Consider the following 26,691-nt stretch of genomic DNA (forward strand, 5'->3'; position numbering starts at 1 on the left):
GCGCACGCCCTAGCATGTCGAGGAATGGATCTTCGAGATCGACCCCTGCCGACCCCGGCGACCAGCCCAACCGAAGGGAGACGCGCGTGCGTCGACCCCGTCATCTAGCGCTCCTGAGCGTCGGCGTGTCCGGCGCCCTGGTGCTCAGCGCAGCCCCCACCGCAACGGCTGCACCGCCCACCGCCACCGCGCCCACCGGCATCGTCGTGGCCGACGGCATGACCCAACCGGTGTTCTCGCTCGCCGACGCCATCGAGGAGCGGGTGTACGTCCAGACCCCGGTGGACACCGACCACGACGGTCGCCCCGACCGGGTGGCGATCGACATCTCCCGCCCCCGGGAGACCGCCACCGAAGGCTTCAAGGTGCCGGTCATCTTCGAGCACAGCCCGTACCGCAAGGGCACCTGGGGCGACGTGCCGTACCCGAGCGTGCTGGTCGACGACCTGCCGCAGAACGGCCTGACCGACCACTCCGGCCGGCGCGCGCTCGACGCCGGCACGCAGCGCGCCCAGGCCAAGGCGAACCTGCCCGGCTCGCTCGACGACTACTACGTGCCGCGCGGGTACGCGGTGGTGCTCGGCCAGAGCGTCGGCACCGGCGACTCGGACGGCTGCCCGACCAGCGGTGACCAGGCCGAGACCCTGGGCACCAAGGCCGTCATCGACTGGCTCAACGGCCGGGCCAAGGGGTACGACGCCAGCGGCGCCCCGGTGACCGCCGGCTGGACCACCGGCGCGGTCGGCATGACCGGCGTCTCCTACAACGGGACGCTGCCCAACCAGGTGGCCACCACCGGGGTCAAGGGACTGAAGACCATCGTGCCGGTCTCGGCGATCAGCAGCTGGTACGACTACTACCGGGCCAACGGTCTGGTGGTGGCGCCCGGCACGTTCCAGGGCGAGGACCTCGACATCCTGGCCCAGTACACGGCCGGGCAGGCACGCGCCGAGGGGAAGTGCGCCGACGAGCTCGCGGAGATCACCAAGGAGCAGGACCGCGTCACCGGCGACTACTCGCCGTTCTGGCGCGACCGCGACTACCTCGACGCCCGCAACGTGCAGGCCAGCGTCTTCGTCGTGCACGGCCTCAACGACTGGAACGTCAAGACCGAGCACTTCGCCGGCTGGTGGGACGAGCTGGCCAAGCGCCACGTGCCGCGCAAGATCTGGCTGCACCAGGGCGGGCACGGCGGGCCGGGCAGCAGCGCCTCGGTGACCCTGCCCAGCGGGCAGACCTGGACGTACAAGCAGACCGAGAACCGGTGGTTCGACTACTGGCTGTGGAACGTGCGAAACGGCATCATGGACGAGCCGACGGCGGTGCTCCAGCGCGAGGACCGGGCGTACACCACGTACGCCAACTGGCCCGACCCGGCCGCACGCGAGGTCGGGCTGCGGATCGCCGCCACCGACGCCACCGCGCCGGGCACACTCACCACGGGCAAGTCACCAAAGGCCCGGGTCGAGCAGAGCTTCGTCGACGAGGGACGGACCATCCACCCGGACACCCTGGTCGCCGATCCGGACACGGCCAGCGCCAACCGGCTCGCCTACCGCTCCCCCGAGTTGACGCAGAACGTCCGCATCTCCGGGCGTCCCGAGATGCGGTTGCGGATGGCGATCGACAACAAGCCGGACGCCAATCTCACGGCCTACCTCGTCGACTACGGTCCGGCCGGGTCGACCGCCGCGCCCGTCGTGGTGACCCGCGGCTGGATGGACCCGCAGAACCGCGTCAGCGCCGCGCGCACCGCGCCGGTCAAGCAGGGCAAGCTGTACGACTACCGGTGGACCATGGAGCCGAAGGACTACGTCTTCCTGGCGGGTCACCGGATCGGCGTGGTCGTCTTCTCCTCCGACCAGGAGTACACGCTGTTGCCGTTGGGCGGCACCGAGCTGCGCGTCGCCCCGAACGACAGCGAGCTGCGGCTGCCCGTGGTGGGCGGTCGGGGCGTACTCGGTTTCTGATCGGTTCGTTCAGTGGGTGGGGCGGTTCGACGACGCGTCGGGCCGCCCCACCCGCGTCTGGTCGTCGGCGGTGTGGGCGAGTGCGGCGAGGAGCCGCAGCTTCTCGTCGCTGTCGCTGTCCTTGTCCGGGTAGTAGACGACGAGGATGACGTCCTCGATGGGGAGCTTGTCCCGGTGCAGGCGTAGGTCACCGACGACGGGGTGGTGCACCGTCGTCGTGCCCCCGTCGAGATTGCGCACGTCGTGGCGGGCCCACAGGGTGCGGAACCGCTGACTGGACAGCGCGAGTTCGCCCACCAGCTCGACGAACCGGGGGTTGTCGATGTCGTCCCCGATGGTGGTACGCAGGGTGGCGATGAAGTTGGCGGTGGCCTTCGTCCAGTCCTGGTGGAAGGCTCGTTCCTCGGGATCGAGCAGGAGCGACCGCAGCCGGTTCTGACCGGGCCGCAGGCGCGGGGAGAACGCCACGGCCATCGGGTTGGCGGCCAGCACGTCGAAGGCGCGTCCTTCGACGAACGCGGGGACCTGAAGGTGGGCAAGCAGCTCGTACACCCGCGCTGGTACCTGCTCGGAGCGCTTGCGGCGCGGCGCCCTGGGGCGCGCGGCAGCGAGGTCGAGCAGGTACATCCGCTCGATGTCGTCGAGCTGCAGGACGCGTGCGAGCGCTTCGAGGACCTGCGGCGAGGGGTTCCTGTCCCGGCCCCGTTCCAGTCGCAGGTAGTAGTCGGGGCTGATCCCGGCGAGCAGCGCGACTTCCTCGCGTCGCAGGCCGGGCACGCGCCGCCGGCCGCCGGCCGGGAGCCCCACCTGCGACGGTGAGACCAGCTCGCGGCGGGCCCGCAGGTAGCTGCCCAGCCGGTGGCCGCCGCCCGACTCCTCTGCACTCATGGTCACCACGGTAGTGCGGCCTGCGTGCCGTAGCGGGGGCCCTCGTGGGACCTGGGAAAACGGGAGCCCTGCCACCCCCGCCCGGTCCGGTCGAAACTGGTGATCGCCCTGTTCGGGCGCCCTCTGGATCGAAGGGAAGATCTCGTGGATCTCTCCAACCGCACAGTTCTCATGGTCGGCGGCACCTCGGGTATCGGGCGGGAGTTGGCCCGGCGGTTCGCCGCGGCGGGCAGCACCGTGGCCGTCGGCGGTCGCAACCCCGAGGCCCTCGCGGAACTCGCCACGGAAGGTTTCGGCACGTTCAGCATCGACGTCACCGACGACACGTCTGTCGCATCCGCCCGGGACGCCGTGCTCGCCCGTTACCCCGAGCTGGACACGGTGGTGACGATGTCGGGTGCCATGCTCCTGGAAGACCTTCGCGACCCCGCGCACTTCGCGGCGGCGCAGACGACGATCGACACCAACCTGGTCGGCACCATCCGGGTCATCGACGCCTTCACTGGGCATCTGGTCGGTCGCGGTGCGGGCACCTTCATCACCGTCACCTCCGGCATCGCCTTCCTGCCGTTCCCGCCCATGCCCAGCTACGCCGCCTCGAAGGCCGGGGTGCACGCCTACTCCGAGGCGCTGCGCGCGCAACTCGACGGCACCGGTGTCGACGTCGTCGAACTCGTCCCCCCGGCCGTCGCGACCGCCGGTCAGGAGAAGGTGAACCCGCGCGCGCTGCCGCTCGACGACTTCGCCACCGAGGTCATGCAGCTGCTCTCGGCGAACCCGACCCCGAACGAGGTCCTCGTCAAGGGCGTACACATGCACCGTTGGGCCGAGCGCGACGGCACCTATGCCGACCTCGTCGCGCAGCGGTCGAAGGCCCTGGCGACGCTTCCTGGTCGCGGGCACACCCTCTAAGGCATCCTAGGATGATAGCCCACCGCGGCCCGGGGTCCAGGCCGCGGTGGGCGCGACTGCGCTCTCGTCGTCATTTTTCCACCAACTGCGGCACGTATTGACAACTTTCGACATCGGGGTGAGGCTAGGTGGACTGCTGAGAGCGCTCTCTCGCAGTGGCCCAACCCGGCCACCACCAGTCTGGCCAGGACACACTCCGCTGTCTTCGGCGGCGGCAGCGGAGTTGCCCCTGACCCGTCCCCCGACAGGAGTTACGAGATGGACAGGGCCGCACCCCACGTCCCCCGCCGGCTACGCCTCACCGTGGCGATCGGCGCCCTGCTGACCCTCCTCGGCACGTACCTGGCCTCGACCACCGACCGGGCCGACGCCGCCCCGGTCGCCAACGTCATCCGGGTCGCCGAGTTCCCCGCCGACTGCACGTACAGCCACCGGCTGCCGGACGACCCGATCGTCTTCCCCGGACTGCCGGGGGCCTCACACATGCACAGCTTCTTCGGTAGCACGGCGACGAACGCCACCACCACCCTGCCCGACCTCGTGAAGTCCACCACCACCTGCAACCCGGCGGTGGACGTCTCGTCGTACTGGGTGCCGACCCTCTACCGCGACAACGTCGCGGTGGAACCGGCCATCGCCACCTTCTACTACCTCGGTGAGGGCGTGCGCGCCGACGTCGTGGCCAACACCCAACCCATCCCGCAGGGCCTGCGGCTCGTCGCCGGCAACGCGAAGGCCACCGGCCCGAACGACAGCATCGCCCGCTGGTCCTGCCTGCACGCCGGCCAGGTGCCGCCGTCCAAGGACTTCGTCAACTGCCCGGCCGGCACGATGCTGGAGTCGTACCTGGACTTCCCGCAGTGCTGGAACGGCCGCGACCTGGACTCCGCGGACCACAAGAGCCACCTGGCGTACCCGGTGAACCAGGCCTGCCCGAGCACCCACCCGGTGCACGTGCCGAAGTTGCGGCAGGTGCTGCGGTACCCGGTCAACGGCGACCCGTCACACTTCCGGCTCGCCTCCGGGCCGGGCTACACCATGCACGGCGACTTCTTCAACGCCTGGCCGACCGCGGAGATGGCCCGCCGCGTCCAGGACTGCATCCGTCCGGTCATCAAGTGCGGCCACGACGGCCGACCCATCTGATCCGCGCGGGGGCGGCCCGGCAGGACCGGGCCGCCCCCGCCCCGGGAGCCGCGCGGGAAGGAGGAGGCATGCGCGTGCACGTCGCGCTGCTCATCACGGCGGCACTCGTCGCCGGCTGCGCCAGCGGGCCGTCGAGCAGCACGGACGAGGCGGCACCACCGCCCGCCACGCCGGCCGCCGCCACCCCGACGGCCGGCGCGTTCAGCCCCACCGACATCGCCTGGCTGCAACTCACGGCGGCGATGACGCAACGCCTGCTGCCGGTGCTGGACCTGGTGCCCACCCACACCACCGACCCGACCTGGCGACGGTTCGCCGCGCAGGTCGAGGCGAGCACCCGGACCGACCTGACCCGCTCGCGCGACCTGCTCACCCGGGCCAGCGCGCCGACGACCAACCCGCACGAGGGTCACGACATGCCCGGCATGATCACCGCTGACGAGCTGGCCGCGCTGCGGTCGGCCAGCGGGACGACGTTCCAGCGGCTGCTCGCCACGCACCTGCGGGCGCACCTCGCGCAGGCGGTCACGATCGCCGCCGCCGAGCAGCGAGCCGGCGTCCACCCGGACACGACGGCGCTGGCCGCGGCCGTGATCCGGGCCGGTGACGGCGACCTGGCCCGCCTCGACCAGCTCGACCGACCACCGACGCCGTCCGCGACCTGACGGGGGCTCAGGCCGCGTAGCGCGCGGCCAGGTCGACGGTCCGACGGGCGGCGGCCACCATGGCCCGGTCGGCGAACCGGCCGTCGGGCAGCACCACGGTCCCGGAGTCCCGCTGCTGCGCCTCGGCGACCGCGGCCAGCAACTCCTCGGCACGGGCCACCTCACGGTCGACCGGTCGGAACGCGTCGACGATCACCGGGAGCTGGCGCGGGTGGATCGCCGCCCGGCCGAGGAAACCCAACCGCCGGCCCACCGCGCACGACGCGGCCAGACCGGCGACGTCGGCGACGTCGGCGTACACCGACATCGCCGGCGGGATCAGGCCGGCGGCCCGGGCGGCGACCACCACCCGACCACGGGCCCAGGCCAGGCCGTCGTCGTCGCCGACCCCGAGGTCCGAGCGCAGGTCGGCCTCGCCGAGCCCGATCGAGGCCACCGCGGCGTGGGCCGAGGCGATCGGGTACGCGGACTCCAGCCCGAGGGCCGACTCGATCAGCACGTGCAGGGGCACGTCCACCCGCTCGGCGAGCGACGCGACCACGGCGGCCGACTCGACCTTCGGCAGCCGCAGGCCGCTCAGACCGGGTCGCCCGGCCACCGCCGCGAGATCCGCGTCGAGGTCCGGACCGGTCAGCTCGTTGACCCGTACCTGCACGGGCACCTGGTGCGTCTCGGTCAGGAACTCGGCGACCGCGTCCCGGGCGTACGCCTTGCGCCCGGCGACCACGGCGTCCTCCAGGTCGAGGATCACCGCGTCGGCCCCCGAGGCGACCGCCTTGGCGAACCGGTCCGGACGGTCGCCCGGAACGTAGAGCAGGCTCAGCAGCATCAGAGCACCCCGCGTTCGCGCAGCGCGGCCAGCTCGTCGGCGTCGAGGCCGAGCGCACCGAAAACCGCGTCGGTGTCCTGCCCGTGCCGACGCCCGGCATGCCGGATCTCCCCCGGCGTGGCGGCCAGCCGGAACGGCACGTTCTGCATCCGCACCTCGCCCAACTCCTCGTCGGGAACGGTCCGCACGGTGCCCAGCGCCGCGTACTGCGGATCGGCGAGGATGTCGCGCACGTCGTAGACCGGCGCGACGGCGGCCTGCGCCTGCTCGAACGCGGCCACCACCTCGTCCCGGTCCCGCTGCGCCACCCACGCGCTCACCGCCGCGTCCAGCTCGTCGGCGTGCGCGGCCCGGCCGCTGCCGGTCGCGAACCACGGTTCGGCGATCAGCTCGGCGCGGCCGACCAGCCGCAGCACCCGCTCCGCGATGCTCTGCGCGCTCGTCGAGACGGCCACCCAGCGCCCGTCGGCACACCGGTACGTGTTGCGCGGAGCGTTGTTGTTGGAGCGGTTGCCCAGCCGCGGCTGGACATAGCCAAGCTGGTCGTACCAGGTGATCTGCGGCCCGAGCATCGCCATGATGGGCTCGATGATGGCGAGGTCGACCACCTGCCCCGTGCCGGTGACGTCCCGGGCGCGCAGGGCGAGCATGACCGCGTACGCGGCGGCGAGCGCGCTGACCGAGTCGGCCAACCCGAACGGCGGCAGCGTCGGTGGGCCGTCCGGTTCCCCGGTGGCCGCCGCGAAGCCGCTCATCGCCTCGGCGAGGGTGCCGAAGCCGGGCCGGCGGGCGTAGGGGCCGACCTGCCCGAACCCGCTGATCCGGGCGATCACCAGCCGGGGGTTGACGGCGTGCAGCTCGGCCGGGCCCAGCCCCCACCGTTCCAGGGTTCCCGGTCGGAAGTTCTCCACCAGGACGTCGGCGTCGGCGAGCAGCCGGCGCAGCAGTTCCGCGCCGTCCGGGTCGGACAGGTTGAGGGTGACGGTCCGCTTGTTGCGGCCGAGCACCTTCCACCAGAGCCCGACCCCGTCGCGGGACGGGCCGTGTCCCCGGGACGGGTCCGGCTTGGCCGGATGCTCCACCTTGATCACGTCGGCGCCGAAGTCGCCCAGGAACGCCGCCGCGAGCGGACCGGCGAACAGGGTGGCCAGGTCGACGACCGTGACGCCCTCCAGCGGCGCGGTCACCGGGTCACCTCCGGCAGATCGGCGGCGCAGCGGAAGCCCACCTGGTCGGAGCGGGTGAGACCGGCCCCGGTGAGCAGCAGCTTCACCGACACGTCCGGCGGCTGCGGCCCGCCGTCGAGGTACCAGTCGGAGCCCTGGGCACGGTACGCCGCGCCACCCTTGAGGATCACGAAGCGGGTACGACCGTCGGTGTGTTCGCTCTCGGTCAGGTTCCACACCAGCGGCTCGCGCCGCACCAGGAGCCCGGCCTCGGCGGCCACCTGCCACTCGTCCTCGGTCGGCAGCCGCAGTCCGGCCCACGACGCGTACGCCCGCGCGTCGGTCAGCTCGACCCCGGTCACCGGGGCGTCGGCCGGTCCCTGACCGGTCGTGAACCGCTCCGGACGCACCGGACGGTAGCCGGTGACGCGCAGGAACTCGGCGTACTCGCCGTGGGTGACCTCGTGGGTGGCGATGGCGAACCGGCCCAGGTGGACACTGCGCCGCAGCGTCCCGGTGTGGTGCAGGCGGGGCGGCAGCGGCTTCCACTCGTCGACGTAGGGCGTCTCGCCGTAGAGTCCCGTCTCCCGTATCCGGTGCCGGACGACCAGGTCCCGCCGTCCGCCGTCGACGGCGACCAGGCCCGGCGGGACGTGCGGCTGCGGCGCCCACGGTGTGCGGACCCGTACCGCGGCGCGGGCCGGGAAGGACGCATCGCCGGTGGGCGGCTCGTGTCGCTGCGCGGCGGCGACGCCGGGGACGACCGCCGCGACCGCTCCGGCGGCCAGCGGTCCACCCACCGCGAGCCGGCCGTCGGCGGTGTCGGTGACGGTCAGCTCGACGCCGGTGACCAGGTCGACGAATCGTCGCCCGGCGCTCGGGTCGACGACCAGCCACGGACCGTCGTGGTCGGCGCCCCGATTCGCCACTGTCCACAGTGGCTCACCGTCGTGCGTCCAGCGCGACGCGTACACCTGACCGTCGCCGGGATGGTCCGCGAGCGGAACCCAGTCCTCGGCGCGCAACCACGCGGCGTGGCTGCCCTGCACCCGGCGCATGGCCCGCAGGACCGCGCGGTCGCGGTCGTTCCAGCCGACCCAGACACCGAAGACGCTCTCCCAGACCAGCACACCGACGCCGTTGAGCCAGGCGGAGTGCAGTTCGTCGAGGTGGTCGCGGTGCCAGCGCCGGGTGTGGTGCAGCACGTGCCGGCGCTCGAACCACTTCGCGCGCAGCACACCGGGCACAGCCGAGTCGGCGAACCACTGCGCCCAGGACATGGCGTGGTCGGCGATGCGGGCCAGCGGGACGCGACTCTCGCCCTCCAGGACCAGGCCCGGTCGGACGGCGTCCAGCGTGGCGCGCAGTTCCCCGGCGCCCTCCTTGAGGGTGTCCAGAAAGACCCCGTCGACGCCGAGCGTGTCGGCGAGGGCCGCGACCTCCTCGGCGTCGGCGCCCAGTTCCCGGCGGGTGCCGGTGTCCCAGGGGTTGTAGTCGACGAAGACCCGGACCCCGCGCTGCTGGAACGCGCGGACCACCTCGGGCAGCTCCGGCACGTCCCGATACCAGTCGAACTGGTTGCGGTCGTCCAGGCCGATCACCGGGTACGCGTGCCAGAGGACCACCCCGTCGAAGCCGCCGAAGTCGCGCCCAGCGGCGTCGAGGAACTCGTCGACGGTGAAGACCCCGCGCTCGTGGTCGTAGAGCGTCTCGTCCCACAGCCAGATCAGACAGACGCTGAGGCAGTCGCCGGTGATCTCGTCGTAGTGCTCGCCGGTGTAGCCGATCCGCCGTCGGGCGTCGGCCCGCCACCTGGTGATCTGCTCGCGCCAGGCCGGCCAGGCCGCCGGGTCGTCGGGCGCGGCGAAGATCTTCGCCTCGTCCAGGGCGCTCAGGTCGGCGTGCCCGTCCAGCGGCACCTCGGTGGGCCGGTCGATCGGGCGGGGAACGTACGGGTTGAAGCTCACGGTGCACCTCGGTAGGTCGCGTCGTGGAGTGCGTCGATCGCCGGCCGGTCGGGCAGCGCGGTGGACGCTCCGGGTCGCTGGGCGCAGGCCGCTCCGGCGGCGCACGCCCAGCGCAGGCTCGCCGTGACGGCGCCCTCGCCGCCGGCGGCGCCACGTTCGGCCCAGCCCACGGCCAGTGCGGCGGTGAACGCGTCCCCGGCGGCGGTGGTGTCGACCGCCTCGATCCGGGGGGCCGGCACCGTGACGCGCAGGCCGTGCCGATCGGCGTACGCGGCGCCCCGCGCGCCGAGGGTGAGCACCACCCGGGGCACCAGCTCCAGCAGGGCGTCCAGCAGCACCGGCGGGTCGTCGGAGGTGACCCCGGCGACGACGGCCGCCTCGTGTTCGTTGACGACCAGCACGTCGACCAGGTCGAGCAGTTCGGTGGGGAGCGTCGCGGCGGGGGCGGCGTTCAGCACCACCGTCGTGCCGTCGGCGCGCGCCCAGTCGGCCGCGCGGGTCACCGCCGGCAACGGCACCTCCAGTTGCAGCAGCAGCACGTCGGCCGCCGCGATCGTGGCCCGGTCGTCGGCGTCCAGCTCGGTCAGGGTGCCGTTGGCCCCGGGCGCGACCACGATGAAGTTCTCCGCGTTGGCATCGACGGCGATCAGCGCGACGCCGGACGGGCCGGGGACGGTCCGCAGGCCGCGCACGTCCACGCCGGCGTCGACGAGGCTGGTCCGCATCCGCGTACCGAAGTCGTCGTCGCCGACCGCACCCACGAAGTCGCAGGCGGCGCCGGCGCGGGCGGCGGCGACAGCCTGGTTGGCGCCCTTGCCGCCGGGCACGGTCCGGAAGTTCCCGCCGAGCACCGTCTCGCCCGGGGCCGGCAGTCGCGACGCCGTGACCACGAGGTCCAGGTTGCTGCTGCCCACCACCGCCACGTGCGCGCTCATGCCACGCTCCCTTCCGTCGTGCCCTGCTCCGCCAGCGCGAGGGTCCGCTCGGCCAGCTCGTCGAAGCCGATCCCGTCGAACCCGGCGATGCTGCTGCCCAGCCGGTTGCGCAGCGGGTCGACCCAGCGGGCCGGCAGGGCGGACGCACCGGCCAGCGCGCCGGTCACCGCGCCGACCGTCGCGCCGGTCGAGTCGGTGTCCCAACCGCCGCTGACCACCGCCGTGATGGACCGCTCCAGGTCACCCCGGCCGTACGCCAGGGCGGCGGCGACCAGGGCCGCGTTGTTGCGCACGTGCACCCAGTGCAGGTGGCCGTGGCGGTCGTACAACTCGTCGACGACGCGTTCCCAGTCGTCGGCCTGCGCGCCGAGCGCGCGTGCGTCGCGGACCGTCGCGGCGAATCGGCTGCGCGGCGGCAACACCGCCTCGGCGGCGTCCAGCACCTCGTCGATCGAGCCCGCGACGGGTGCCGCGGCGGCCAGGGCGGCGGCCCAGATCGCCCCGTGCACGCCGCCCCGGACGTGACTGACGGCCGCGTCGCGTACGGCCAGTTCGGCGGCCTGGTCCGGTCGGCCGGGGTTGACCCAGCCGTACACGTCGGTGCGGATCTGCGCGCCGATCCACTCCCGGAACGGGTTGTGCCGGCGGGCGCTCTCCGGTGGCGCGTACCCGAGCAGCAGGTTGCGGTAGGCCACCCGCTCGGCGGTGAAGACCCGCCCGGCGGGCAGCCAGTCCAGCCACGCCTGCGCCACGTCGGCGCTGGTGAAGCCCCGGCCCTTCGTCTCCAGCACCCGCAGTGCCAGCAGGGCGTAGTTCAGGTCGTCGTCCTCGGGCATCCCCTCGATGGTCTCGGCGAGGCTGGTCGGCGCGCTGCGCCGGTTCCACGGCCAGCGGGCCGCGACCTCGGCCGGCAGGCCCTCGGCGGTGAACCAGTCCCGCAGCGGCCACCGGCCGGTCGCCGTGAGGATCTCCCGGATGCCCTCCCGGGGGATCTTCTCGACCGGCTTGCCGAGCAGGCAGCCGACCGCCCGACCGAGCCACGCGCCGTGCAGCCGGTCGTACGCGACCTTGGTCGGCAGCGACCAGGCAGCCGGCCAGCCGACCCGCAGCCCGGCCACGTCGTCGGCCTCGTCGGTGGTGTCGGCGGCGGGCAACGCGTCGGCGGCGTCCAGCAGCTCCGCCGCGAGGGCACGCAGCTCCGGTGCCGCCGGTGCCGCCGACGCCCCACTGACCGGTGGGGTCGGGTCGCCGCCGGCCGCCGTCCAGCGCTCGGCCAGGGCCGCGACGTCACGTCCCTCGTCCCGGCCGGCCGCCAGCTCGTGCGGCAACAGGTCCTCCGGCTGCACCCAGGTGATCCTCACCGGGTCGACTCCCGCGCCAGCGCGGCGAAGCGGTCGGCCCGCCGGGCGAACCGGGCCTGGTCGCGCTCGAAGACCTCGCCGGCCACCGCCGCGAGGACCCGGGCCGGCTCCACCAGATCGGTCTTGGACGCGGTGGCGACCACCTCGGACCATTCCGCCGGCACCGCGTCCGCGCCGCCGAGCGCGCCGGCGATGGCGGCGGCCATGGTGGCGGTGGAGTCGGCGTCGCGGCCGTAGTTGACCGAGCCGAGCACCGCGGCCCGGAAGTCGCCGCCGGCCACCACCAGCATGCCGAGGGCCACCGGCAGCTCCTCGATGGCGTGCAGGCGGCTCGGTCGGCGCGCGCCCAGCCCGGGGCTGCGGTACTCCTCCCCCACCGTGTCGTAGGGCGCGACCGCGGCCCGCAGCGCCGGGATGGCCTGCTTCCAGTCGTCGTGGCCGCGGGCCTCCTTGACGACCGCGTCGATGGCCGCGCGGGTGCCGTCGCGGGCCAGGTCCAGCGCCGCGGCGACGACGTCCTCGACGCCCGCGCCGGGGGTCGCCGCCGCCGCGACCGCGGCCGCGAAGACGGCGGCGGCCTCCCGCCCGTAGCTGTGCTGGTGCGCGCCGGCGATCTCCACCGCCTCGGCGTACGCCCCGGCCGGGTCGCCCGCGTTGACGATGCCGACCGGGGCCATGTACATGGCCGCGCCACAGTTGACGATGTTGCCGACCCCGGCCTCACGCGGGTCCGCGTGGGCGTGGTGCAGACGGGTGACCAACCACCGCTCGGCGGCGGCGAGCCGGTGGAAGGTCACCCCGTCCCGCTCCAGGTCGGGGATGTGCACCACCCGCTCGATCAGATCGGGGACCAGCAGCTCCACCACGTCGTACGCGTCGAGGTGGTCCCGTTTGGCGGCGTAGGCCCGGACCAGGGCGTGGGTCATCAACGTGTCGTCGGTGATGTGCCCGTCGCCCTTGTGGTACGGCGCGAGCGGCCGCGCGGTCGCCCAGTCGGCGTGGTACGGGGGCACGATGCCATCGACCCAGCCGCCGAAGCGGGTACGGATCTGCTCGGGCAGGGCCGTCTCGGTGGCGCCGCCGAGGGCGTCTCCGACCGCGGCGCCGACCAGGCAACCAACCGATGTGTCGAGCAAGAGTGACATGTCGTTACCTCAGAACCTGCTTGCCACCGTCGATGAGCTGCGTACCGAGCTGATCGAGGGTGATCTTGTTGGCGAAGTACTGCTGGAGGGCCGGGGTGGCGTACTTGGTCTTCCACTCCGGGTAGCCGTCGGCCTGCTGGAACGGGGCGACGGTGAGGTCGGCGGCGCTGTCCGCCGCGACGTCCCAGCCCTGCTTGCCGGCGGTCAGCTTGACCAGCTCCTCGTTGGCCTGCTTGCCGGTCGGCACCAGCCAGTCACCCTTGGCCAGGGCGGCCATGTTGGTCGGGTTGAGGAAGTACTCCAGGAACTGCGCGGCCTGCTTCTTGTGCGTGCTGTCCTCGGAGATCGACAGCGTCTGCGGGTTGGCCGCCTGCTTGGTGGAGATTCCCTTGATCGGGGGCAGGGTGACCCACTCGAAGCCCGCCGGGGCCTGCTCGACCATCTGCTGGCGCAGCGACACCGAGCCAGGGAGCATCGCGTACTTGCCGCCGAAGAAGCCGGGCAGGGTGTCCGCGCCGCTCATGCCGAGCGCCTCCGGGGAGGCCGACTTGGCGGTGTAGAGCATGTCGTGGATCCGCTTCGGGACCTCCTTCTCCGCGTCGCCGACCTTGACCTCGGTGCGTCCGCCGTCGGAGTAGAAGAACTTCCCGTCGTAGTTGAGCGCCAGGTTGAGCACCCGGTTGGTCGGCGACTTCAGCGCCCAGGCCGCGCCGTACTGGCCGGGCTTGGTGAGCTTCTGCGCGTTGGCCTGGAACTCGTCCCAGGTCCAGCCGCCGTCAGCCGGCGGCACCGCGACACCGGCGGCGTCGAGCAGCTTCTTGTTGGCGATCACGACCTGCGACTCCAGCAGGAACGGCACCCCGGTGACCTTGCCGTCGGTGGTGACGGTGTCCCAGATGCCCTTGTCGATCTGCCCCTTGAGATCGTCGGAGACCAGGTCGGACAGGTCGGCCAGGTAGCCCTGCTTGCTGAACTCGCCGATCGACGAGGCCTCGTAGTGCACGATGTCCGGAGCGTCGCCGCCCTCGAACGACGTGAGCAACTGGTCGTGGACCGAGTTCCAGTCACCCTGGACGTACTCGACCTGGATGTCCGGGTGCTCGGCGTTCCACTTGGCGACCAGGTCCTTGTTGACCTGGAGCGACTCCTTTTGCCAGGCGAGGCTGAGGAAGCGCAGCTTGGCGGGGCCGGAGCCGGCCTCGTCGTCGCCGCCGGACCCGCACGCGCTGAGCGCGCCGAGGCCGACGACCGCGACCGCGGCGGCCGCCGCGAGTCGACGGAATCGGGTACGAAGCATGGGGGGTTACCTCCTTGGTGGTGGTTCGGGGGGACGCCTCAGCCCTTGACCGCGCCCGCGAGCGACCCGGACGAGAGCCGGCGCTGCATGAACGCGAAGAAGATCAGGCTGGGCAGGGTGGCGAGCAGCGAGCCGGCGGCCAGCGGGCCCAGTCGGGCGGTGCCCTCGATGCCGACGAACCGGGCCAGCGCGACCGGCAGGGTGGCCAGCTCCGGAGTCTTGATCAGGACCAGGGCGAAGAAGAACTCGTTCCAGGCCGAGATGAAGGAGAACAGGGCGGTCGCCACGATGCCCGGGGCGAGCAGCGGGAACACCACCCGGCGCAGCACCTGCACCCGGCTCGCGCCGTCGACCGAGGCTGCCTCCTCCAGTTCCCGGGGGATGTTGCGGACGAAGCCCTGCAACATCCACAGCGCGAACGGCAGCGCCCAGACCACGTAGATCAGCACCAGTCCGGCGTGCGTGTTGGCCAGGCCGACCTGCCGCAGCACCAGGAAGATCGGGATGATCAGCAGCACGAACGGGAAGAGCTGGGACAGCAGCACCCAGCCCAGCGCGGCGGTGCCGAGCTTGGAGCGGAACCGGGCGAGGGCGTACGACGCGGGCATGGCGACCAGCACGGTCAGCACGGCCGAGGCGAGCGAGACCTGGAGGCTGTTGAGCGCCGCCCGGCCCAGCTCCTGCTCGGTGAACGCCTGCACGAAGTTCTGCAGGGTCGGGTTGTCCGGGATCAGCGTCGGGTGCAGCCGGACCAGTTCGCGCGGCGGCTTGAACGCCGTGGACAGCAGCCACACCAGCGGGAACCCGAGGAAGACGAGGTAGCCGGCGAGCGCCAGGTACTGCAGTGTCCGGCTGGTGCGACTCGGTTTTCCGAACATGTCAGTTCGCCTCCCTGAGCCGGCGACGGAGATAGACGGCGAGCAGCGCGACGATGATCACGACCATGACGTTGCCGAGCGCCGCCGCGTAGCCGTAGTTGCCGTACCGGAACGCCTCCTCGTACGCGAACAGCATCGGCAGCATGGTCTTGCCGCCCGGTCCGCCGGCGGTCAGCACGTAGACCAGGCCGAACGAGTTGAAGTTCCAGATGAAGTCCAGCGAGGTGATCGCCACGATCACCGGGGCCAGGGCGGGCAGCGTGACGTGCCGGAAGCGGTGCCACGTGCCGGCCCCGTCCACGGCCGCCGCCTCGTGCAGCTCGCGACCCACGCCCTGCAGGCCGGCGAGCAGAACCACGGTGGTCTGCGGCATGCCCGCCCACACCCCGACGAGGATCACGGCGGGCAGGGCGGTGCTGAAGTCGCCCAGCCAGTTGCTGCGCAGCCCGTCCGCGCCGACGCGGTGCAGGAACTCGTTGATCAGGCCGGCGTCCGGGTGGTAGACGAGCTTCCACAGGATGCCCACCACGACCGGCGGCATCGCCCACGGCACCACGGCCAGCACCCGGGCCACGCCCCGGAACCGCAGCTGCTGGTTGAGCAGCAGAGCCAGCCCGAGGGCCAGCAGGAACTGCAGGACGGTCACCCCGACCGCCCAGAGCAGGCCGATCTTGAACGAGTTCCAGAACAGCTCGTCGCCGAGGAGTTCCCGGTAGTTCGCCAGGCCCGTGAAGCTGACCTCGACGTTGCGCCCGGCCCGGGCGTCGGTGAAGCCGAGGTAGATGCCGCGCAGCAGCGGGAACACCGACAGCACCAGGATCGGCAGCAGCGACGGCAGCAGGAGCAGGTAGATGGTGGTGCGGTCGGAGCGGAACCGGCTCGGCCGGCGGACCGGTCCGGCCCGCTCGACGTCCGGCCGCTCGGCCAGGGCGGTCATGCGGTCACCCCTTCGGTAAACGGGTGGGTGGTGGGCTCATCGCCCGGCCGGGGAGCGGGCAGTGTCGCAGCGCTGGACGCGCGGATGCTGAGGCTGGGCGGCACCTGTTCGCGGCGCGGCGGCAGGGCCGCGTCGGCGATGCGTTGCAGGAGCAGTTCCGCGGCCCGGCGACCGCGTTCGGCGGATCCGAGCGAGACGCTGGAGAGCTGGGGGAACATCATCCGAGCGAGTTCGGTGTCGTCCATGCCGACCACGGCGACGTCCTGCGGCACCCGCCGTCCGGCGGCGAGCAGGGCGTGCAGCGCCCCGACCGCGATGAGGTCGTTGGCGCAGACCAGGGCGTCGGGCTCGGCGCGGGCGAGCAGCCTCTCGGTGGCGTCCCGTCCGGCGGCGTACTGGAAGTCGCCGACCTCGATCAGCCGCTCGTCGAGCGGGATGTCGTGCCGGGCCAGCGCGGCCCGGAACCCGGCGTCACGGGCCGCGCCCGGAACGGTGTCGAGTGGACCGTTGACGAAGCCGATCCGCTGTCGGCCGGTGGCGACGAGGTGGTCCACCGCCAGCGCCATGCCGTGCCGGGAGTCGGTGCGTACGTTGTCGACCGGGGCGTCCGCGGCGAGCTGACCGACCACGACCACCGGCACCGGGCTGTCCACGAGGGCGGTCAGGTGGTCGTCGGTGACCCGGATCGGCGAGACGATCATCCCGTCGACGTAGCGGTTGGCCAGTCGCCGCAGCAGCGCGGTCTCGTTGTCGATCCGTCCGCCGGTGGCGTGCACCAGGAGCTGCCGGCCGGAGCCGGCGACGACGGCCTCGATGGCGCGCATCATCTCCACGTACACCGGGTTGCCGATGTCCTCGACGGCGAGTGCGACGAGGCCGGTGCGCTGCGACTGGAGCGACCGGGCGATCGCGTTGGGCACGTAACCGACCTCCGCCGCCGCCTCGCGAACCTTGCGGATCGTCTCGGGGCTGCCGCCGACGCCGTTGAGCACCCGCGAGGCGGACGCGATGGAGACGCCGGCGCGGGCGGCGACGGTGTGCACCGTGGGACGGCCGTCCACTGGTTCCTGTAAACGTTTACGACCCACGTCCGGCACCTCCACCCGATAGCTGTAAACGTTTCCGGGGAGTCTGCTACCGGTGCGTCGGAGAGGTCAACCCCTCGTTACGAAAACGTTTCCAACCCGGTCCGACCTCGGTGATCAAGAGGTTCGCGTCAGCACACCCGGCGTGTCGTGACGCGAACCTCTTGATCAGCGTTGGAGTCCGGCGGGGTCGACGGCAAGGTGGCGGGCCTGCCAGTGGGTGCGGAGGTGGCGGTCGTGGCTGGCCACCACGATGGCGCCGGGGCTGGAGCCCAGCGCGTCCTCCAACTCGTCGCAGAGCGTCGGCGAGAGGTGGTTCGTGGGCTCGTCCAGGAGCAGCAGCTCCGGCGGGTCGGCGACGAGCACCGCCAGGGCGAGCCGCCGACGCTGTCCCACCGACAGGTCGGCGACCGGACGGTCGAGGTCGGCCGCCGCGAGCAGCCCGAGCGACGACAGCGGCACCGACTCGGCCCGTCGTACCCCGACGGTCGTGTCGAAGATGTGCCGGGCCGTGCGCCACGCGTCCACGAACTCGCTGTCCTGCCCCAGTCGGCCGACCCGCAGGCCCGCTCGTCGCCACAGCGTGCCGGAGCAGGTCAGGTGACCGGAGAGAACGGCGAGCAGGCTCGACTTGCCCGCGCCGTTGGGGCCGGTGACCAGCAGTCGATCGCGGGCCCTGAGCTCCAGGCGCGCCACCCGTACCCGGCCGGGAACCTCCAGCCCTTCCGCCCGGACGATCACCTCGGCGCCGTCACCGGTGGCGAGAGTGGACGGGTGGAAGCGCAACGGCTCGGGCGGCGCGGGGATCTGGTCGCGCTCGAGCGCCTCCAGTCGACGGGTGGCGTCCCGCACGCGGCGGGAGATCTGGTTCTGTACCCGGCCGGCGGTGTGCCCGTACCCCATCTTCTCGCTGTCGCGCGGCGCTCGGCCGTGGGCGACCTGATGCCCGGTCACGGCGGCGGCCTCCCGCAGGTCGACCAGGAGCGCCTGCTCTTCGTCGTAGCGCCGACGCCACCGCTGCGCCTCGGCGCGCTTCGCGGTCAGGTACGCGGTGTAGCCGCCACCGTGGCGGACCGGCCCCTCGATCGCCGGGTCCAGGTCGATGACGTCGGTGCACACCGCGTCCAGGAAGGCGCGGTCGTGGCTGGCCACCACGACCACGCCGGACATGGCGCGGACCTGGTCCTCGCAGAACGCCGCCGCCGCGTCGTCGAGATGGTTGGTGGGCTCGTCGAGCAGCAGCGCGCTCGGCCGGCGGATCAGCATGGTCGCCAGGGCGAGGCGGCCACGCTGGCCACCGGAGAGGGCGTCCACCGTCCGGTCGTGGGGTATCCCACCGAGGCCGAGGCCGTCGAGTACCGTCCGGGCCCGCCGGTCGGCGTCCCAGGCGTCCCGGTCCTGCGCCCGCTCCAGTACGGCACCGTAAGCGGCGAGCAGCCGATCGTGCTCCTCGGCGCCCTGCGACGCGTCGGCGAGGGCGAGGGCCAACCGGTCCAGCTCGGCCAGGTCCGCGCGGGCCTCGCGCAGCGCGTCGTCGAGGACGCCGGCGATGGTCACGGACGGGGTGAAGGGCATCTCCTGGTGCAGGAACCCGACGTCCGGCGGACGGGTGACGGTGCCGGAGTCGGGTTCGTCGACGCCGGCCAGCACCCGTAACAGGGTGGTCTTGCCGGTGCCGTTCGCACCGATCAGGCCGATCCGGTGACCGGGCGCGGCGGTCAGGGAGACGCCGTCGAGCACGCGGCGGGCGCCGCGGACGCGCACGACGTCCTGAGCGACGAGGGCAGGTCGAGCAGACATGGGGACTCCGGAGGACGACGACCCGGGCGCACGGGGGCGACCCGGCGGGAGCAGGGCATGACGACGGAGGCCGCGGCGACAGCGGCGCGATCACGCGCCGGTCGGCGGCCGGTCCGGGTGCTCACCCGGAGATGTCGTCGTCACCTGCCACGTCTGCTCCGATCTCCGGCAATGTCGGCGGCAAGGATAGCCGGCTCCGGGCCGGCTATCCTCTCGCCCCGCCTGGCGCTCAGCTCACCAGCAGCCGGGCGACCGTCGCCGGCTCCGCGAGGTGCGGGAAGTGGCTTCCGGGCAGCACGGTGACCTCGGCCTCCGGCAGGGCTTCCGTCAGCCAGGCCAGGTAACGGGCCGGCGGCTCGAACGAGGTCACCCAACGGTAGGGAACTCCCCGTTCGGCGATCGTCCGCAGGTCGGCGGACCGCCCGGCGGCGATGTCCGCGTCGGAGGAGTGCAGGACCTCGTCCCAGTAGCCCAGCAGCAGGTCCGGCCGGGGATCGGTCGCGGTGGTGACGATCGCCCGTGCCTCGGCCGGCAGCGACTCGATGCCCATGCCGGCCAGCATGGCGTCCCACACCTGCCGCCACTGCGGGCCGCTCAGCGTCGGCTCGGCCTGGCGTACGGCGACACCGAACCCGCCGGGCAGCAGGATCTGGTCCAGGTTCACCACGCCCCGCACCGGATAGCGCGCCGCGTAGGTCGTGGCGACCACCGCGCCCACCGAGTGCCCCACCACGACGGGCGCGGCGAGACCCGCCTCGGTCACCTGGGCGTGCACGACCTCGGCGACCTCGGACATCCGGTAGGAGTCCCGCCGGGGCGAGTCGCCGTGACCGGGCAGGTCGAGGGCGAGGACCTTCCGGTCCGGGTCGATCGTCGCGAGCTCGCGCCGGACCGGGCCCCACTGTCGCCTGTCGTAGGTCAGGCCGTGGATCAGGACCAGTGGCGGTCGGTTGCTGTCGTCGTTCACTGCCGTACCTCTTCCGGGTTCGGATCATCTCGCCGGCCCGCCCGCAGGCGTTCGATGGTCAGGTCCAGGGCGGCTTCCAGGTGGTCGGTCTTTCCGGTGGAGAGCAGCAGCAGGACGCCGCCCTGGATGCCCGCCAGGAGTGCCGCGGCAGCGCGCTCGGCGTCCACCTCGGGGGCGATGTCCCCGGTCGACTGCATGTGTCGGACGCCCTGGGTGATCTTGTCCTGCCAGCGCCACATGAGCCCGGTCACGATCGCCTGGGCCCCCGGCGCGCGTCGACCCGTCTGGCCGAGCAGGCCGTTGAGCGGGCACTTCACGCCCTGGGCGCGGTACCGCTCGACGAGGCGGTCCCGCCACGCCTGCCAGGCCGACCAGGAGGTCAGGTTGCTGAGCATCGGTTCCTGGTCGAGCAGGACCTGGTCGGCCTCGTGCTGGGCCACCGCCAGCAGCAATTCCTCCTTCCCGTCCGGGAAGTAGTGGAAGAGTTGACCCTTGCTGGTGCCCGTGTGGGACAGCACGTCCTCGAGGCGTACCTCGTCGACGCCGCGCTCACGGATCTCGGCGGCGGCGCCGGCGACGATCCGCGCCCGGGTGGCCGCTCCCTTGCGGGTCAGCGTCCTTGTCATGAGACCTCCCTCACCGCTCTTCCGCGCACACCTGCCGGTTCGACCCTAGCTCGGGTTTTGGACTTGCAGGTCCAATTTTATCGAGCCAGGGTCGGGACCGGTCCGTTCGGGACCGCCACGTGATCGAGAGGACACGACGATGAACCAGTACTACCTGCTCGGACGGTCCGGCCTGCGGGTGAGCCGACTCGCGCTGGGCACGATGAACTTCGGTATCGACGGCTTCCACGCCGCGTACGGCAAGACCGAGGAGGAGTCCGAGCCGATCTTCCGGCGGTATCTCGAGGCGGGCGGGAACTTCATCGACACGGCGGACTTCTACACCGCCGGGGAGAGCGAGAAGATCCTCGGCCGCCTGATCGACCGGGCCGGTGTCCGCGAGCGGCTCGTGCTCACCAGCAAGTTCACCAACACCATCGACCCGGGCGACCCGAACGCGAGTGGCAACGGCCGCAAGCACATCGTCCGTGCCGTGGAGGCGTCACTGGGCCGGCTCGGCACCGACTACCTCGACCTGTACCTGCTGCACACCTGGGACCGGATCACCCCGGTCGAGGAGGTCGTGCACACTCTCGACGACCTGGTGCGGTCCGGCAAGATCCGGTACGCCGGCCTCTCCGACGTGCCAGCCTGGTACGCCGCCCGCGCACAGAGCTACGCCGAGGCACACGGACTGGCCCCGCTGATCAACCTGCAACTGCCGTACTCCCTGGTGAACCGGGGCATCGAGGCGGAGTTCGTGTCGATGGCGCAGACCGTCGGCATGGGGCTGACCGCGTGGAGCCCGATCGCCGGCGGCCTGCTCACCGGCAAGTACCGGCGCAGCGGCGAGGGCCTGAGCGGGTCCGGCCGGTTGACCACCCCCAACGCCGGGGGGCGGGAGATCAGCCCCGGCGACTGGCAGGTCATCGACGCCCTGGAGAGCGTGTCGGCCGAGTTGGGCCGCAGCATGGCACAGGTCGCGATCAACTGGGTCGCCACCCAGCCCGCCGTCGCCTCGGTGATCATCGGCGCGAGCAGCGCCGAGCAGGTCTCCAGCAACTTCGAGGCGCTCGACTTCGAGATCCCGGCGGACGCCCGCCGCCGGCTCGACGAGGCCAGCGCTCCGAAGCTCGACCTGCCGTACCTGATGTTCACCCCGCAGTACCAGTCCTGGGTGGTGAGCCCGGGTCTCTCCATCGGCGACAAGCCGGCCGGCTACGCACCGCCGGTCGTCAACGCCGCCGCCGACCCGGCACGGTAGTCACGTGGTGAGGCGGTGTGCCGCTGCTTCCTCGCGGCGCACCGCCTCACTCTGGCCGCCCACAGGGGCGGTGTCGGCGGCTGCGGACGTCGACGCCGGGTCGCCCTCGTAGAGGTCGACGTAGCGCCGCAACACGTCGGTGGCGTGGTCACCGAGCGCGGTCAGGTCGAGGGTGTTGTGGCGGACGCCCAGCGACTCGGGCAGGGCGTACACCCGCAGTTCGATACCGTTCGCCCGCGCGATCCGGCGGGGCACCCGCACCGCCGCGCCGGGGTCCACCACCGCGTCGAGCGGGCTGATCGCCACGGCCGCGCTCACGAGGCCGGTCCGTCGCGGCCGACGCGGCAGCGTCCGCACGATCGTCAGGTACCGGGTGACCGCCGCGAGCGAGTAGCCGCGAGCGGTGACCCGGTCGCGCAGGACGCGCCGCCCGTAGAGCGTGATGAGGGGCCGGACCACGAGCGCCGGGGCCTGCCGGGGGCCGAAGAACGGCGACAGCACCAGCAGCCGCCGTACGACGTCCCCCCGGTTCTGGGCCAGCCAGGTTGCCAGCACCGCGCCACCGGAGATGCCGACGACGCCCACCTCGTCCCCCAGGCCCGCCGCGACCGTCACGGCCTGCTGGGCGTACGCCGTCAGCTCGCCGGCCTCGACCCGGTGGTGGGCCCGCCGGTCGACGGTGCCATGCTGCGGGGCTCGCGGTATCCACACGTTGTAGCCCCGGGCGAAGAACAGCTCGGCCAACTCGTCGTACTGCTCCGGCGCGAGGGTGTAGCCGTGCAGCAGCAGGACCGCCCGGGCGGTACGGGAGCCGTGACTGAGCAGGCGGCTGCGCGACTCCGGCCGTACCCGCGGATCGGCGGCCTCCGCCGCCGTGACGCGCGCGGCGGCGTCGGTGGCGGCGGCGAAGTCGAGCGGCGGCGTCGGTGCGAGGCGCAGCTTCCGGTGTCCCAGCGGCCAGAGGTAGAGCCCGGCGACCACCGCCGCGACCAACACCGTCGCGCCGACAACGACGAGGGCGATGATCTCCAGCACGGGCAGAGATCCTGGCAGCAGGCGCAGGCGCGGCTGCCGCGGGGGTGCGCCCCGGTGACCCGGGGCGCACCCGGAGCGACTACGCCGTCTCGGCCGCCTCGCTCGGTGGCGCGAACAGCACCCGGGCGCGGAGCTGCCGGAAGCCGGTCCGTTCCAGCTCCGCGAGCACGGCGACGCGGTGGGCGTCCACGTCGGCGATCACCTCGCGCGCGCCACCGGCGGCGAGCACCCGCACCGCCTCGGCCAGCAGTTCTCCCCGTGCCGCGTCGTCGAACAGGCCGAGGTACGCCAGCAGGGGATAGCAGGCGCCGCCGGCCGTGCCCACCAGGCCCACCGGCCGCCCGTCCACCACGCCGACGCGCCAGTCGTCGGTCGACTCCCCCAGCCAGGCCACCGGATCGGTGGCCAGGTCGACACCCCCGACCGCACGCGCGATCTCCCTGCCGGTCAGGACGTCGGGCTCGGCGACCCGCGCGACCAGGGCGTTGATCTCCGCCACGTCGACGGGTGGCCGGAAGGTGTAGCGCCCGGACGTCGCCGGCAGCGGCGTGCCCGTCCACGAGCAGCGCAGCCGCTCACCCACCTCGACCAGGCCGGCGAGCCGGGCCGCGTCCATCGGTGCGGTGACCACGGCCAGCACCTCGGGTCGACGCCGCCAGTGCGCGGGCAGGGCCGCGTAGTAGCGACCGGGGCCGCCCAGCGCCTGGTGGGCGGCGCGCAGCAGCGCGGCCCCCACCTCCGGCTCGGCAGCCAGGTCGAACCGCTCCAGCCAGGGGTCCCCCACCGCCCCGGGTGGAAGGAGCCAGGCCGCCCGGCCGACGACCCGGCCGTCGCGCAGGGCGATCCAGGTGGTCTCGGGGCGGTAGCCGCCGCCGGCGATGCCGTCGGCGTACGGGATCTGCCGCAGTTGCGGCAGCGGATCGACCATGGAGTCGAACAGGTTTTCCTCGCCCGCGACGAGCGGGCGGATGAGCACGTCGGTCATGCGGTGACCCTCCGGGAAGCGCGCGCCCCGGGTCAGCTCCGCGTGGACGCCGGGGCGCGGAGGGGGCGCAGAACATCGGACATTGTTCTGACCTCCTTCCGGTTCGACGGCGTGCCGCCACCATACGGGAGGTGTTCTCGGCGTTCAACGCCCCGGATCACAGCGTCGGGTTGGTCTGCGCGCCACGCAGGTGAGCGCGCCCGTCGACGACGGCGATCACGGCCAGGATCAGCGCCGCCAGGCCGGCCACCGCGACCGGCGGGAGCAGGACGCTCGGCAGCGCCGCCACCGCCAGCACCGCAGCGCCGATGAACAACATCTGGCAGCGCGGCGCGAGAGAGTACCGGCGCTCCAGGTAGCTGCGTCCGACCAGGAACAGCACCGGGCCGCCGAAGATGATGACCACCAGCGCCCAGTCGATGGGCGGGTGCGGATCCTCGATGACCTGCCCGAACCCGACGGCGGTGCAGATGATGCCACCGACGATGAACAGCAGGCTGTAGCTCGCCAGTCGGGACAGCTCGATCCCCTCGCCCCCGGCGCTGCCGCTGGCCTGCTTACCCGGGCCCACGTGGTAGAAGTAGATCCGCCAGAACGAGACCGTGGCGACGAACGCGGCCACGAGGGTGATGGTCCGCTCGGTCGAGAAGCCCGGGAAGCTCACGGCGGCGCCGGCCTCGAGCACCACCTCGGCCAGCGCGATCATGAAGAACTGGTTGTACCGCTCCGCGAGGTGCACCTGGGAGACCGAGACCAGGCTGGCGATCGGCGCGCGGCCGATCCGCGGCACCGGCCAGTTGGTGCCCGCTCCGACGAGTTCGATGGCGAGCGCGAGCGTCCAGAAGACGCCGCGGCCGAGACCGCCGTCGAGGCCGCCACTGATCCAGAGCACGCCGGAGACCGAGTGCCAGACGATCACCCGGTACGAGAACATCTGCGCCGGATGACCCCGCAGCGCGAACACCAGGTAGAGCGGTCTGCAGAGCTGGACGGCGACGTAGGCGCAGGCGAAGATCACGCCGCGCTGGCCGAAGGCCTGGGGCAGCGACACCGCCAGCACCAGCGTGCCGAACATGGTGGCGAGCAGGACGACCTGGAGGTCCGCCCGGCGCGGGTCGTACGTGCTGGCCAGCAACGCGTTCAGCGACCAGATCATCCACATCGCCGTGAAGAACAGCAGCGTCTGCCCGGCCTCGGACAGCAGGGTGTGCCGGACGATGGTCAGGTCGTCCGCGACCCGTCCGGCGAGGCGGGCGAGCGCGAAGACGTAGACGATGTCGAACAGCAGCTCCAGGACGGTGGCCGAACGCGGGCTCGTGCTCTCGGCCAGCCCGCGCATCCAGGTGGGCGTCAGCACGGCCGCACCCCCTCGTACCGGTTGAGGGCACTTTATCCCGGAATGCTGGGCGGTTAGGCCGGTTCGCCCGCAGGCTGGTCGACGTGGTTGCGCCACGAGTGGCGGGGCTCGTAGCCCAGCAGCCGTCGCGCCTTGTCGATGCTGAGCAGGGTCTCGTGTTCGCCCAGCTCCTTACGGATCTCGACGCCCGGGTAGACCTCGGCCATCAGGCTGGTGCTGGACCGGGTCATGACGGTGTCGGCGTTGGCGATGATGAAGACGTCCGCCCCGGGCCGGTCGTACGCGAGAGCCCGCTCGACCGCCTGGGCGCCGTCGCGGGAGTCGATGTAGCCCCACAGGTTCCACCGCCGTGCCCGCGGGTCGGCGTCGAACGACGGGAACGGCGCGTAGTCCTCGACGTCCATCACGTTGGAGAAGCGCAGGCCCACCATGACCAGCTCCGGGTCCCACCGGCAGAAGTGCCGCGCCATCTCCTCCTCGAGGGCCTTGTTCAGCGAGTAGGTCGACTCCGGCCGGGGCGCGTACGCCTCGTCGACCGGCGCGTACGGCGGTGGGGTGTCGAACGGCAGCCCGAGCACCGTCTCGCTGGACGCCCACACCACCCGCCGGATGCCGGCGGCCCGGGCGGCGGCGAAGACGTTGTACGTCGCGGCGGAGTTGTTCGCGAAGGTGACCGCGTTCGGCAGGAGCCCGGGCGCCGGGACGGCGGCCAGGTGCACGACCGCCCCGATGCCACCGGCGTGCTCGTCCGCGCCCCCGGTGAACGCCTCGACCACCTGCCCGTAGTCGGTCAGGTCGGCGAGGAGGAACTCGCCGTCGACGTCGCGAGGGTCGCGCCCGCCCACCCGGTCCACGGCGAGCACGTCGACGCCGACGCCGCGCAGGTGGGCGACCACGGCACGGCCGAGCTTGCCGGTGGCGCCGGTGACGACGACACGTCCGGGGAGTACGGGATCGGTCATGGACCCATCCTCGCCGGCCCGCCCCGGCGGCCCGCACGCGGGTGCGTACCGGCGGGCCGGCCGCCGCATCGGTCAGGAATCGAGAAGTCTCCGCCGCCGGCCCTGCCTAGCATGATCAGCATGGATATCACCATTCACACGACCGTTCTCCCGCACGTCGACCCGGAGGCCTCGGTGGCCTTCTACCGCGACGTCCTCGGCTTCGAGGTCCGCAGCGACGTCGGGAAGGGCACGATGCGGTGGATCACCGTCGGCCCCGTCGAGCAGCCCGGCACGTCCGTCCTGTTGGCGCCCCCGGCCGCCGATCCGGGCATCACCGAGGACGAGCGGCGCACCATCGCCGAGATGATGGCCAAGGGCACCTACGGGTGGATCCTGCTGGCGACCCACGACCTGGACGGCACCTTCGAGAAGGTGCAGGCCGGTGACGCCGAGGTCGTCCAGGAGCCGACCGAGCAGCCGTACGGCGTGCGGGACTGCGCCTTCCGCGATCCCGCCGGCAACATGGTCCGCATCCAGGAACTGCGCTGAGCCC

At 72.5% G+C, this 26,691-nt stretch carries 24 protein-coding genes; 6 read left to right on the top strand and 18 right to left on the bottom strand.

Going from position 1 to position 26,691, the window contains the following annotated elements; all coding sequences use genetic code 11:
- Positions 1-86 precede the first annotated feature (86 nt).
- Positions 87-1,970 carry a Xaa-Pro dipeptidyl-peptidase gene (locus tag ACN269_RS06540; protein ID WP_421471547.1) on the top strand — a complete coding sequence of 628 codons (1,884 nt, stop codon included), beginning with the start codon at positions 87-89 and terminating at the stop codon, positions 1,968-1,970.
- Positions 1,971-1,979: 9 nt separating this feature from the next.
- Here ACN269_RS06540 and ACN269_RS06545 read toward each other — a convergent pair whose 3' ends face one another.
- Entirely contained in the window at positions 1,980-2,858 is an 879-nt protein-coding gene (locus ACN269_RS06545) for a helix-turn-helix domain-containing protein (RefSeq protein WP_421471548.1), read from the bottom strand.
- A 144-nt stretch (positions 2,859-3,002) separates the two neighbouring features.
- On the opposite strand from ACN269_RS06545, the gene ACN269_RS06550 reads away from it, so the two are divergent.
- The 3 genes from ACN269_RS06550 to ACN269_RS06560 all read left to right on the top strand — a co-directional run bounded on the left by ACN269_RS06550 (position 3,003) and on the right by ACN269_RS06560 (position 5,581).
- Positions 3,003-3,770, top strand: coding sequence for an SDR family oxidoreductase (locus tag ACN269_RS06550; protein WP_421471549.1), 768 nt, complete (start codon positions 3,003-3,005; stop codon positions 3,768-3,770).
- A gap of 258 nt (positions 3,771-4,028) precedes the next feature.
- A complete protein-coding gene (locus tag ACN269_RS06555; RefSeq protein ID WP_421471550.1) occupies positions 4,029-4,916 on the top strand; it encodes a DUF1996 domain-containing protein in 888 nt (295 codons plus the stop codon).
- A gap of 68 nt (positions 4,917-4,984) precedes the next feature.
- Positions 4,985-5,581, top strand: a complete 597-nt coding sequence (locus ACN269_RS06560) for a DUF305 domain-containing protein (RefSeq protein WP_421471551.1) — start codon at positions 4,985-4,987, stop codon at positions 5,579-5,581.
- A gap of 7 nt (positions 5,582-5,588) precedes the next feature.
- Here the strand turns inward: ACN269_RS06560 and ACN269_RS06565 are convergent, their stop codons facing one another.
- From ACN269_RS06565 to ACN269_RS06625, 13 genes are all read right to left on the bottom strand, one after another.
- The gene (locus ACN269_RS06565; protein ID WP_421471552.1) at positions 5,589-6,410 is read right to left on the bottom strand and encodes an HpcH/HpaI aldolase/citrate lyase family protein; all 822 of its coding nucleotides are present in this window, start codon (positions 6,408-6,410) and stop codon (positions 5,589-5,591) included.
- Positions 6,410-7,597: a CaiB/BaiF CoA transferase family protein gene (locus ACN269_RS06570; RefSeq protein ID WP_421471553.1), complete on the bottom strand. Its 1,188-nt coding sequence runs from the start codon at positions 7,595-7,597 to the stop codon at positions 6,410-6,412. Before ACN269_RS06570 ends, ACN269_RS06565 begins: the two co-directional genes overlap by 1 nt.
- Positions 7,594-9,543, bottom strand: a complete 1,950-nt coding sequence (locus ACN269_RS06575) for an SUMF1/EgtB/PvdO family nonheme iron enzyme (protein ID WP_421471554.1) — start codon at positions 9,541-9,543, stop codon at positions 7,594-7,596. Before ACN269_RS06575 ends, ACN269_RS06570 begins: the two co-directional genes overlap by 4 nt.
- On the bottom strand, positions 9,540-10,478 hold the full coding sequence (locus tag ACN269_RS06580) for a ribokinase (protein ID WP_421471555.1): 939 nt from the start codon (positions 10,476-10,478) through the stop codon (positions 9,540-9,542). Before ACN269_RS06580 ends, ACN269_RS06575 begins: the two co-directional genes overlap by 4 nt.
- Positions 10,475-11,839: an ADP-ribosylglycohydrolase family protein gene (locus ACN269_RS06585; protein WP_421471556.1), complete on the bottom strand. Its 1,365-nt coding sequence runs from the start codon at positions 11,837-11,839 to the stop codon at positions 10,475-10,477. Before ACN269_RS06585 ends, ACN269_RS06580 begins: the two co-directional genes overlap by 4 nt.
- The gene (locus ACN269_RS06590) at positions 11,836-12,984 is read right to left on the bottom strand and encodes an ADP-ribosylglycohydrolase family protein (protein ID WP_421471557.1); all 1,149 of its coding nucleotides are present in this window, start codon (positions 12,982-12,984) and stop codon (positions 11,836-11,838) included. The genes ACN269_RS06585 and ACN269_RS06590 overlap by 4 nt, the downstream gene beginning before the upstream one ends.
- A gap of 4 nt (positions 12,985-12,988) precedes the next feature.
- Positions 12,989-14,281: an ABC transporter substrate-binding protein gene (locus tag ACN269_RS06595; RefSeq protein WP_421471558.1), complete on the bottom strand. Its 1,293-nt coding sequence runs from the start codon at positions 14,279-14,281 to the stop codon at positions 12,989-12,991.
- Between the two features lie 38 nt (positions 14,282-14,319).
- Positions 14,320-15,159 carry a carbohydrate ABC transporter permease gene (locus tag ACN269_RS06600; RefSeq protein ID WP_421471559.1) on the bottom strand — a complete coding sequence of 280 codons (840 nt, stop codon included), beginning with the start codon at positions 15,157-15,159 and terminating at the stop codon, positions 14,320-14,322.
- 1 nt (position 15,160) lies between these two features.
- Positions 15,161-16,096: a carbohydrate ABC transporter permease gene (locus ACN269_RS06605; protein WP_421471560.1), complete on the bottom strand. Its 936-nt coding sequence runs from the start codon at positions 16,094-16,096 to the stop codon at positions 15,161-15,163.
- Complete coding sequence (locus ACN269_RS06610) at positions 16,093-17,184, bottom strand: LacI family DNA-binding transcriptional regulator (RefSeq protein ID WP_421471561.1); 1,092 nt, start codon at positions 17,182-17,184, stop codon at positions 16,093-16,095. The genes ACN269_RS06605 and ACN269_RS06610 overlap by 4 nt, the downstream gene beginning before the upstream one ends.
- 165 nt (positions 17,185-17,349) lie before the next feature.
- Positions 17,350-18,981: an ABC-F family ATP-binding cassette domain-containing protein gene (locus ACN269_RS06615; protein ID WP_421471562.1), complete on the bottom strand. Its 1,632-nt coding sequence runs from the start codon at positions 18,979-18,981 to the stop codon at positions 17,350-17,352.
- A gap of 229 nt (positions 18,982-19,210) precedes the next feature.
- Positions 19,211-19,948, bottom strand: coding sequence for an alpha/beta fold hydrolase (locus tag ACN269_RS06620; protein ID WP_421471563.1), 738 nt, complete (start codon positions 19,946-19,948; stop codon positions 19,211-19,213).
- Positions 19,945-20,574 (bottom strand): TetR/AcrR family transcriptional regulator, encoded by a 630-nt coding sequence (locus ACN269_RS06625; protein WP_421471564.1) that lies wholly within the window; start codon positions 20,572-20,574, stop codon positions 19,945-19,947. Before ACN269_RS06625 ends, ACN269_RS06620 begins: the two co-directional genes overlap by 4 nt.
- A gap of 139 nt (positions 20,575-20,713) precedes the next feature.
- Here ACN269_RS06625 and ACN269_RS06630 point away from each other — a divergent pair, with 139 nt between their 5' ends.
- Positions 20,714-21,817, top strand: a complete 1,104-nt coding sequence (locus ACN269_RS06630) for an aldo/keto reductase (RefSeq protein ID WP_421471565.1) — start codon at positions 20,714-20,716, stop codon at positions 21,815-21,817.
- On the opposite strand, the gene ACN269_RS06635 is transcribed toward ACN269_RS06630, so the two are convergent.
- The 4 genes from ACN269_RS06635 to ACN269_RS06650 form a co-directional block, all read right to left on the bottom strand.
- Positions 21,818-22,852 (bottom strand): alpha/beta hydrolase, encoded by a 1,035-nt coding sequence (locus ACN269_RS06635; RefSeq protein ID WP_421471566.1) that lies wholly within the window; start codon positions 22,850-22,852, stop codon positions 21,818-21,820.
- Positions 22,853-22,931: 79 nt separating this feature from the next.
- Positions 22,932-23,837: an acetyltransferase gene (locus ACN269_RS06640; RefSeq protein ID WP_421471567.1), complete on the bottom strand. Its 906-nt coding sequence runs from the start codon at positions 23,835-23,837 to the stop codon at positions 22,932-22,934.
- Between the two features lie 157 nt (positions 23,838-23,994).
- Entirely contained in the window at positions 23,995-25,194 is a 1,200-nt protein-coding gene (locus ACN269_RS06645; protein ID WP_421471568.1) for a low temperature requirement protein A, read from the bottom strand.
- 53 nt (positions 25,195-25,247) lie between these two features.
- Complete coding sequence (locus tag ACN269_RS06650; RefSeq protein WP_421471569.1) at positions 25,248-26,156, bottom strand: NAD-dependent epimerase/dehydratase family protein; 909 nt, start codon at positions 26,154-26,156, stop codon at positions 25,248-25,250.
- 120 nt (positions 26,157-26,276) lie between these two features.
- Here ACN269_RS06650 and ACN269_RS06655 point away from each other — a divergent pair, with 120 nt between their 5' ends.
- A complete protein-coding gene (locus tag ACN269_RS06655) occupies positions 26,277-26,687 on the top strand; it encodes a VOC family protein (protein WP_421471570.1) in 411 nt (136 codons plus the stop codon).
- The last annotated feature ends 4 nt before the right edge of the window (positions 26,688-26,691 follow it).

The organism is Micromonospora sp. WMMD736, from assembly GCF_049179015.1.
GTDB lineage: Bacteria > Actinomycetota > Actinomycetes > Mycobacteriales > Micromonosporaceae > Micromonospora.